2 protein-coding genes and 1 pseudogene are annotated in these 2,555 nt (G+C 42.3%); 2 read left to right on the top strand and 1 reads right to left on the bottom strand.

All coding sequences use genetic code 11. From position 1 onward, the window contains the following. Positions 1 to 484: 484 nt before the first annotated feature. Positions 485 to 1,408 carry a Tim44 domain-containing protein gene (locus tag AB4496_RS11820; RefSeq protein WP_102257784.1) on the bottom strand — a complete coding sequence of 308 codons (924 nt, stop codon included), beginning with the start codon at positions 1,406 to 1,408 and terminating at the stop codon, positions 485 to 487. Between the two features lie 197 nt (positions 1,409 to 1,605). Between AB4496_RS11820 and AB4496_RS11815 the strand changes: the two genes are divergently transcribed. Together AB4496_RS11815 and AB4496_RS11810 are read left to right on the top strand one after the other, a co-directional pair. Continuing rightward, complete coding sequence (locus AB4496_RS11815) at positions 1,606 to 2,196, top strand: TetR/AcrR family transcriptional regulator (RefSeq protein WP_012604487.1); 591 nt, start codon at positions 1,606 to 1,608, stop codon at positions 2,194 to 2,196. A 17-nt stretch (positions 2,197 to 2,213) separates the two neighbouring features. Then, positions 2,214 to 2,555, top strand: a pseudogene (locus AB4496_RS11810) (hypothetical protein); the annotation flags it as partial.

Below are 2,555 nucleotides of genomic sequence, written 5' to 3'. Positions count from 1 at the left end.
CTCCCTCCACCATATTCTCCTTAATTGGAAAATCGAAAAGCCAACTCATTGAGTTGGCTTTTTTCGTTTCTGAGCTCTGTATCCTTCTAAACGTGTCTTTCTAAACTTATCTTTCTAAACACGGTCCTCAACTTACACCAACCCAATACTGCAAAAAAGACTAAGCGAACTAGCCTATTCAAACATCAGTGATCCCACACTTCAACATGACGCTCACAAACCAGATAAGCAACGCAGCCTAAGCAATTGGTCGATACATGTTCTTTGTCGGTTCACCACGTGTTAGTCATATTGGCATTGTCCCGTGAGTCTAAAACTCTTCTCCCCCACCCAAAAAAAGCTCAAAGCCAATTTCCCTGCTGCGACTTATAGATACATATCATTAGACGCAAAAAAGCCCTGATGATTTCTCAGCAGGGGCTTTATATTATTTGGTGTCATTCCGAATAACTACATCCTATTGATGTTTAGTTAAATCCTGGAATTAACCTTGAATACCAACAATTAACCAAGGTGCATTTTGAGTCGTTAGGTCACGCTCTAAGTGCCAGATATCAGTGATATCTTCTTCAATGCCGTCTGCGGTGTCACGGTAGCGACCGCTAAACTGAAGGCTTAGCTGTGCTTTACTACCATCGTGATCTGCGCGAACGATTTCAGCATCAACGTACATTACGTCTGTGTGCTGATCACCGTCTAGCTTGTTACGCTCAGCTTTTAGGTCTTCAAATAGGCTTGGAGATACGTATTCTTCAATCGTATTTAGCTCGTTGTGATTCCATGCACCTTGCAGTGTACGGTAGTGCTCACGAGAACCGTTGATGAATGCCGCTTGATCAAAACCTGGTGGGTAGTTATGTGGAACATCGCTTTGTGCACCAAAACCGAAACAACCAGCGCTATTTTGCGAATGAGGTTGTGATTGAGGCTGTGCTTGCTCGAAGTTATGAACATTTGGTTGTTGCTTAGGTTGTTCAAACTTGTTCTGACCCATGCCGCCGAATGCTGGCTGTTGGCCACGTGCATTCTGCTGATTCATTGAGCCCTGCTTCGCGCCCAACATTCCGCGTAGGAATTTAAATGCTAGGAAAGCAATCAGACCCATGATTAAAATATCCATGAACTGGATACCTTCAAATGCGCCACCAAAGAATGCAGCTAAAAGACCACCAGCAAGTAAACCACCTAGCAGACCGCCCATAAGGCCTTTCTTGCTAGAGTTAGCTGCTGCTGTTTTCTTGCCCGTTTGATCTTGTCGGATCGAATTTGTGTTTTGTTGTTTTGGTGCTGGAGCCGTTTTAAAGCTTTTGCCAAATGACTTACCACCACCAAACTTTTTCGCTTCCGCGATTGGCGTCACCGCGACTGTTACCAACAGGATCGCGACTAGTGAGAAAAATCGTTTCATTATTATCCTTTATAGGTTTTTTTATCTTTCGACACCTTAATCATACTCGTTAACAAAGAACAATGAAATATTCACGACGTTTACACATGTATCATAATATTGCGGCTATTAATTGATTACTAAACTAGCGAAGGGATTGACGGCACTCTGGGGCAGCATTAAAATATTGAACGATGTTCATTTAATAGAAAGTACTCATGGCAAGACGAAACGATCATACTCGCGAACAATTAGTGCAATTAACCTTAAAGACGGTAACCGACTTCTTAGAAGAGCACTCTTATCACGAGCTAAGTCTACGTAAAATTGCCAATATGATTGGTTATGTCCCTAGCACCTTGGTGAATGTATTTGGTAACTACAACCTACTCCTTTTACACGTTGTTGCTCAAACATTAGATGAACTGTCGTCCCAATCTGCTTCTGCGGTTGAACAATCGAGCAACCCTCAACAGGCTCTTTTCAATCTTGCATACTGCTATCACGATTTTGCACAAAAACACCCTCACCGTTGGCAGCTTATCTTTGAGCACAACATGAATGGTGAAAACCTTCCTGAATGGCAATCGAACCGTATTGATAGAATGACAGGTATGTTAGAGCAATTGCTGGTAGCTATTGCGCCTGAACACACAGAAAGCGAAGTCATTAAAGCCAGCCGTGTATTATGGTCTGGAGTACATGGAATTACTCTACTTAGCGTTGATGATAAATTTTTCGCCTCTGAACCTATCGATGGTAAAGAGTTGATCAATAACCTAATCTCAAACTACTTAACCAACTGGTAATCATCCAAGGAAAGACAATGAACAACAGCAGCCAATCTTCGCTGTTAACGCAAAAAAGGTTCCTACCCTACTTTATTACTCAATTTCTAGGCGCCTTTAATGACAACATATTCAAAAATGTTCTGTTACTGTTTGTTGCTTTCGCAAGCGTAGATACGCTGCCTATTTCCAGCAATCTATTCATTAATTTGGCCGCTGGTCTTTTTATTCTGCCCTTCTTCCTGTTTTCTGCTTTGGCTGGTGTACTGGCTGACAAACACATTCAAGACAAAACACTTGATGAACTGAACATGGTTTACGGCACGAAAGTGGGCGGACTAGAAGCGGTTCTTGGTGGTCTTGATAGCAGCAAGCTAAAA

It is taken from the genome of Vibrio sp. 10N.222.46.A1 (genome assembly GCF_041473595.1).
Taxonomy (GTDB): domain Bacteria; phylum Pseudomonadota; class Gammaproteobacteria; order Enterobacterales; family Vibrionaceae; genus Vibrio; species Vibrio tasmaniensis_A.
This window is presented reverse-complemented; position numbering and strand designations above follow the sequence as displayed.